Origin of the sequence: Deinococcus sp. (assembly GCF_018260555.1) — a bacterium.
GTDB lineage: Bacteria > Deinococcota > Deinococci > Deinococcales > Deinococcaceae > Deinococcus.
In genome coordinates this window covers 1-5,688 of record NZ_JAGLBB010000109.1, presented here as the reverse complement: position 1 = coordinate 5,688, position 5,688 = coordinate 1, and the positions used below count along the sequence as shown (strand labels likewise).

Annotated in this window: 5 protein-coding genes and 1 pseudogene; 5 read left to right on the top strand and 1 reads right to left on the bottom strand. The window is 69.9% G+C overall.

Annotated elements, in window-relative coordinates; translation table 11 throughout:
- The 4 genes and pseudogenes from QZ271_RS13770 to QZ271_RS13755 form a co-directional block, all read left to right on the top strand.
- Nucleotides 1-678 (top strand): annotated as a pseudogene (locus QZ271_RS13770) (cell division protein FtsH); the annotation flags it as partial.
- Nucleotides 679-979: 301 nt separating this feature from the next.
- Nucleotides 980-2,731 carry an N-acetylmuramoyl-L-alanine amidase gene (locus QZ271_RS13765; protein ID WP_291432431.1) on the top strand — a complete coding sequence of 584 codons (1,752 nt, stop codon included), beginning with the start codon at nucleotides 980-982 and terminating at the stop codon, nucleotides 2,729-2,731.
- Nucleotides 2,732-2,745: 14 nt separating this feature from the next.
- Entirely contained in the window at nucleotides 2,746-3,105 is a 360-nt protein-coding gene (locus tag QZ271_RS13760) for an MGMT family protein (protein ID WP_291432429.1), read from the top strand.
- Nucleotides 3,106-3,304: 199 nt separating this feature from the next.
- The gene (locus QZ271_RS13755; RefSeq protein WP_291432427.1) at nucleotides 3,305-3,958 is read left to right on the top strand and encodes a cytochrome c; all 654 of its coding nucleotides are present in this window, start codon (nucleotides 3,305-3,307) and stop codon (nucleotides 3,956-3,958) included.
- A 124-nt stretch (nucleotides 3,959-4,082) separates the two neighbouring features.
- Here QZ271_RS13755 and QZ271_RS13750 read toward each other — a convergent pair whose 3' ends face one another.
- Complete coding sequence (locus tag QZ271_RS13750) at nucleotides 4,083-5,051, bottom strand: LysR family transcriptional regulator (protein ID WP_291432426.1); 969 nt, start codon at nucleotides 5,049-5,051, stop codon at nucleotides 4,083-4,085.
- 71 nt (nucleotides 5,052-5,122) lie between these two features.
- On the opposite strand from QZ271_RS13750, the gene QZ271_RS13745 reads away from it, so the two are divergent.
- On the top strand, nucleotides 5,123-5,626 hold the full coding sequence (locus tag QZ271_RS13745; protein WP_291432424.1) for a methyltransferase domain-containing protein: 504 nt from the start codon (nucleotides 5,123-5,125) through the stop codon (nucleotides 5,624-5,626).
- The last annotated feature ends 62 nt before the right edge of the window (nucleotides 5,627-5,688 follow it).

The following is a 5,688-nucleotide window of genomic DNA, read 5'->3' as shown; positions in this document are numbered from 1 at the left end:
GTGCTGATGGGCCCGGAGCGGCGGAGCCTGGTGGTGCAGGAGGCGGACCGGAAGGTCACGGCGTACCACGAGGTCGGCCATGCCCTCGCCGCCCAACTGCTGCCCGGCGCGGACAAGGCGCACAAGCTGACCATTGTGCCCCGGGGCCGCAGCCTGGGCAGCGCGCTGTACACCCCGCAAGACCGCATGCACCACACCCGCGCCGCGCTGCTGGACCGGATCTGCGTGGCGCTGGCCGGGCACGCCGCCGAGCAGATCGCCACCGGGCAGGTCACGACCGGCGCCGCCAACGATTTCCAGCAGGCGACCAGTATTGCGCGGCGCATGGTGACCGAGTGGGGCATGAGCAGCGTGGGGCAACTGGCGCTGGAGCAGGACAGCGGCTCGTACCTGGGGTACGGCCCGCAGCAGGGCGCGTACAGCGACCACACCGCGCAGGCCATCGACGAGGAAGTCGGTCGCATCCTGAACGGTGAGTACCAGCGGGCCCTGGACCTGCTGGGCGAGCACGCGCACGTCCTGTACCGCCTGACCGACGAACTCGTGGCCCGCGAGAGCCTGGGCGGCGAGGACCTGCAGACCATCCTGGCCGGAGGTGCGCTGCCTCCCCTCACGCCCGACCGGCGTCCCACCGAATCTGCCGCGCCCACCGGGAAACTCACGCCGGGACCCGCGTAGACGGGAGGCAGATGGAGAGCCCAACGCACAGGGGGCAGCGGCAGGTATTCGCCACCTGCCCCTGCACCGGGTTGCCAATTGCACGACCGACAGCCCGTTTCTCCCCTGCTGAACAGGCGGCGCCGCGCTGCTGTCGGCCCTGAATGGGGCGGCCCGGCCGCTCATGAGGCGCCGCGCGCCGCCGGAGGACCGAACAGGTCGTACGGCGCAAAGGGTGTCCTGGCGGGCGCCGCGAGCCGGCTGAATGAAAATGAGTCCTTCGGCTCAATTCTCACTGCCAACAGGTACAGTACAGGTCAATATGAAGCTGACTGCCACTTTCCTCTTATCCACACTGCTGATGGCGGTCGCGGGTTCGGGACTGGCGCAGACCGGTGATCCATTTCAGCGGTCCGCGCCCGCCGCCGTTGCACCCACCGTCTCTGCGGCGCGCGGCGTGGCCGTCACGCGCCCAGTGCCCATCACCCTGACCGGCGTGCAGAACGCCACCTTCGGCTCGCCCCGCTCCAGCAACCAGGGCAGCGCCACGCGCGTGGTGTTCGACCTGGCTCCCGGCGTCAGTTACTCCCTGACCCCCACCTTCACGGGCCTGCGCGTAAACGTGCAGGGCGCGCGCGTGCAGCCCGCCGTGATCAGCCGCCTGGGTAACAGCGTCTCCGAGTACCGAGCCGGGGGCGGGCAGGCCACGCTGTCCACGCTGTTTCCGCTGTCCCTGACCGATGGCTGGGAGGCGCACGAGGCCACGCTGGCAACCGGCACCCGCGTCCTGATCATCGACATCGGCGCGACCGTGTCGGGCGGCTCGGTTGACCGCGTGCAGCCTGGCGCGCCCATCAGCGCCGCCGCGCAGGCCCTCCTGAACGCCCCGGCCACCCCCACGGCCAGTGTCAGCAACCTCCCGCCCGGTGATACCGTCACGCGCGGCGGGAAGGTCCTGCCGCCCGCCCCGGCCCTGCCCGGCGACAACACCGCCCGCCCCAACGACCTGAACGGTGTGGTGCCCGGCACGTCAGGGGGCGTCACGCTGCCGCAACCGCGGATCGGCAAGAACCCCGGCCAGACGCGCGTGGTGCTGGACCTGCCGCCCGGCACCGCCTACCGCATTGTGCCCGGACCCGGCGGCCTGAGCGTGGAACTGACCGGCCCGGCCGTCCCGGCCCAGCGGGAGCAGAACGTCAGCCCCGAACTGACCCAGTGGTCGGCGCAGCCCACCCTGGGCGGCGGGATCATCGTGCTGTCCACGCCCGCCCCGACTACCGCCCGCAGCGGCTGGCGCGTACAACTGCTGCCGCCGAGCAGCGACCAGCTGGCCCGTCTGGCCATCGACCTGTCACCCGCCATGGCTGACCTGACCCCCCTGCCCGCCGCCGCGCGGACTGTGGCGGCCGTGCCACCCTTCCCGGCCTCGCGCGGCACGGCCATCCTGGCCCTGAGTGCCACGTACGTCCGGCCCCGCGTGGTGATCGATGCTGGGCACGGCGGCCGGGATCCCGGCGCGGTCGGTTCGGTTATCGAAAAGGACGTCGCACTGGCCGTCGCGCTGCGCGTGCGGGACCTGCTGGCCCCAGCCGGTGTGGACGTCGTCCTCACCCGTGACAGTGACCGCGAACTGAGCAGCGACAAGAACACCGACCTGAAGATGCGCGCCGGTATGGGCACTCCCGGCACGCAACTGTTCATCAGCATTCACGTGAACGCCCTTGAGGCCAGCAGCGCCCTGAAGGGCTACGGCGTGGAAACCTGGTGGAATCCCAACCACCCCAACAGCAGCGCCCTGGCCGCCCTGCTCCAGCAGCACATGGTTGAGCAAACCGGCGCGTTCAGCAGGGGCCTGAAGAACAACCAGTCCCTGAGCGTACTGCGCAACAGCCGCATTCCGGCCGCGCTGGTCGAGATCGGCTACGCCAGCCACCCGGTCGACGGGCAGAACTTGACCGACAGCAATTACCTGGACCGCGTGGCGCTGGGCATCGCGCAGGGCGTCCGCGAGGCCCTGGTCACCGGCGTGACGGCCGGCGCCGGCGCCCCCACCCTCGCCAGCCGGGCACCCTGACGCAGCCCGCGCCGGTGGCCCCCGCTTTCCGTGAGCGGGTGCTGGCCCTGGTGGCCCGCATTCCCGAGGGTCACGTCATGACGTACGGACAACTGGCGCTGCTGGCCGGGCAGCCCGGCGCGGCCCGGCAGGTGGGCTTCGTGATGAACTCACTCATGGGCAGCGTAAGTGCGGGCGGCAACGGGTTGCCGTGGCACCGCGTGATCAACGCGCAGGGCCGAGTCAGTACCCACAAGGTCGGGTTTGGTGACATGCAGGAGGGCCTGCTGCGTGCCGAGGGGGTCGTGCTGGACGGCGTGGGACGCTGCGACCTCGCCGCGCGGCAGTGGTGGCCGGAAGAGGAACGCGGCGCGCCCCCCACCCCGCTGCTCTAGCGCCCCGCGCGGCCCCGGCAGGGAGCGGGCTGATACGGACTGCGATTGATTCGGTGCAGTTCTGAATCAATCCGAGCGGACGCGAATAGGAACAGCATGCGCCCCTTCGCGGTATGGAGCCGCAGTCCGTATGGGGCATGAAGAAACTCCCCCGGCGGCCCTCCCACATGTCCCGGCAGGCCAGTCGTATGCTCGGAGCATGAACAGACGAACGCAACGCGAAGCGGGTGACGTGATGTCCTGGGTGGTGGGTGTGACGGCCGGACTGATTCTGGGCGTGACCCTGCTGATCGCCACCCCCCAGCTCATGAAAGCCCCCCAGACCGAGGCCACGAAGACCGGGACCGCAACGACCATGCCCGAAACGGCCACCCAATCAACGACCGCAGACTCCACAACCGCAGAGTCAGGGCCGACCGGTTCGGCCAGCACGGGAACCACCACGACCCCTGCCCCCGACACGAGCCCAGCGCCAGCCACCGATACCGCTGGCACCGCCGCAGCGACCACCGACGCCGCCACGACGGACCCTGCCACCCCCGATGCCACTGCCGCTGCCACCACTGGCGCGCCTGCCGGGGAAGCCGCCGCTGGTGATTCCGCTGCCGGGCAGACGGTCTTCGCGGGCAACTGCGCAGCCTGCCACGGCGCGAACGGCCAGGGTCAGATCGGCCCAAGCCTCGTGACGGCCGACGGCCCGAAAGCCTGGACCGACGCGCAGTTCCTGACCACCCTGCGCGACGGAAAAACGCCGCAGCGTGAACTGAGCGCCGCGATGCCCCGCTTCAGCGAAGGCCAGATCAGCGACGCGGACGTGGCCAACATCCACGCGTACCTCAAGACCCTGAACTGACCTGTCATCCGGAGTGCGCTCTATTCCGCCACAGGCAGCGTCTTGCCGTCTGTCGGTCCATACCGCCCAATCCGTCTGTTGTTCCTCCTCGCATCCGCTCGGCTCGATTCGGTGCAGTTACGAATCAGCTGGAATCCGTATTATCCGGCCTCTGTCTAGTCGGTTCCATCCAATCCGAGTGGAGGCGGGCAGGGAGAGATGGCGCCTCCTTGCCGCCCCGCAGCGGCCTGCTCTGTAACGCTCCTCGCAGGGTGTGCAGGTCGGGCCGCGCCTCGTCGGCTGCGCGCTGTGCCAGCCACCAACGGGCTGCTGGAATGTGCGACCGCGCGGGCCAGAGTTCACGGACCTGTCCGGCGTCCAGCGCCTCCTGCGCGGCGAACAGGGGAACCAGACTGGCTCCCATGCCCAGTGTGACGGCCCGCACCACGGCTCGCAGGTCCGGCGCAACCAACGCCTGTGGAGCCTCGAACCGCTGCCCCAGCGTGCCCGTGAAGAACCGCCGCGTGACCGGTCGCTCCACGCTGTAGCTCACCCACGGCCGCGCGTTCAGCCACGCGCCCAGCGCGGCAGGCAGGGCAGGCGCAGGGTCCCAGTTGGGGGGGCCGATCAGCGCGAACGGCATCTCGGTCACGACCTGCGCCGTCAACTGGCGGCCCTCAGGTTCAGTCGTGACCAGCGCGACGTCCAGCGTGCCGCTGCCCAGCGCCGTCAGCAGGGCGCGGTCCTCGCCGAACGTCACGTGTACCGCGCCCGGCAATCCGGCCAGCCGGGGTAGCGCGAAACCGTGCAGGACCTCGGGTGTCAGGCCCAGCCGCAGCGGGCCAGGCTGGGCCGGGTTGCTGCGCAGAGCCGCGCTCGCCGCCTGGAGGTGATCCACGCCCTGCGCCACCTGTGCGTAGAGCAGTTTGCCGCGCTCGGTAGGTATCACGCCGCGCGGGGTACGCAGAAATAGAGGCTCGCCCACGCGGGCCTCTAACGCCGCGAGTTGCGCGCTCACGGCAGGCTGGGTCAGGTGGCGGTCGTGGGCGGCGCGGCTCAGGCTGCCGGCACGGTATACCGCCACAAATACCCGGAACGCATTAAAGGACGCCATCAGGTTTTCTTATACCCCATCCCAGGTTGTGTGAGTTGTCCTGAGACCCGGCGCGGGCGCACCATCGGGGCATGAGCGATCATTCCGTCGGTGAGGATCACAGCAGCCGTGACACCAGCAGCGAAGCGCAGTTTAACCGGCACGCCGCGAAGTACGCCGCCAGCGACGTTCACCGTTATGGGGCCAGCCTGCCCGCCCTGCTGGCTGCCGCCGACCCGCGCGCGGGTGACGTGGCGCTGGACGTGGCGACCGGCACTGGAAACACGGCCCTGGCCCTGGCGCCACACGTCGCGCAGGTCGTGGGTCTGGACTTGGCCGAAGCCATGCTGGCCCACGCGCGGGACCGCGCCGCGCAGGAGGGCGTGCCCAACGCCACGTTCGTTGTTGGCAGCGCCGAGGCCATTCCCTTCCCGGACGGGTCGTTCACGCTGGTCACCTCTCGCCACGCGCCGCATCATTTCCGGGACCTGCCGCGCTTTCTGGCCGAGGCGCGGCGCGTTCTGAAACCCGGTGGGCGGCTGGTCATCGCGGATCAGATTAGCCCTGCGCCTGACCTGCAAGACCTGACCGCCTGACAGATTTTATGAGATGAAGTGAAAACTGACGTGCCAGCCGTTCTTGAGTGCTTCCAACGAGG

Excerpts from the sequence above, each read along its gene's own strand:
- QZ271_RS13765 (WP_291432431.1), top strand. The coding sequence starts at position 980 with ATGAAGCTGACTGCCACTTTCCTCTTATCCACACTGCTGATGGCGGTC.
- QZ271_RS13755 (WP_291432427.1), top strand. The coding sequence starts at position 3,305 with ATGAACAGACGAACGCAACGCGAAGCGGGTGACGTGATGTCCTGGGTG.
- QZ271_RS13750 (WP_291432426.1), bottom strand. The coding sequence starts at position 5,051 with ATGGCGTCCTTTAATGCGTTCCGGGTATTTGTGGCGGTATACCGTGCC.
- QZ271_RS13745 (WP_291432424.1), top strand. The coding sequence starts at position 5,123 with ATGAGCGATCATTCCGTCGGTGAGGATCACAGCAGCCGTGACACCAGC.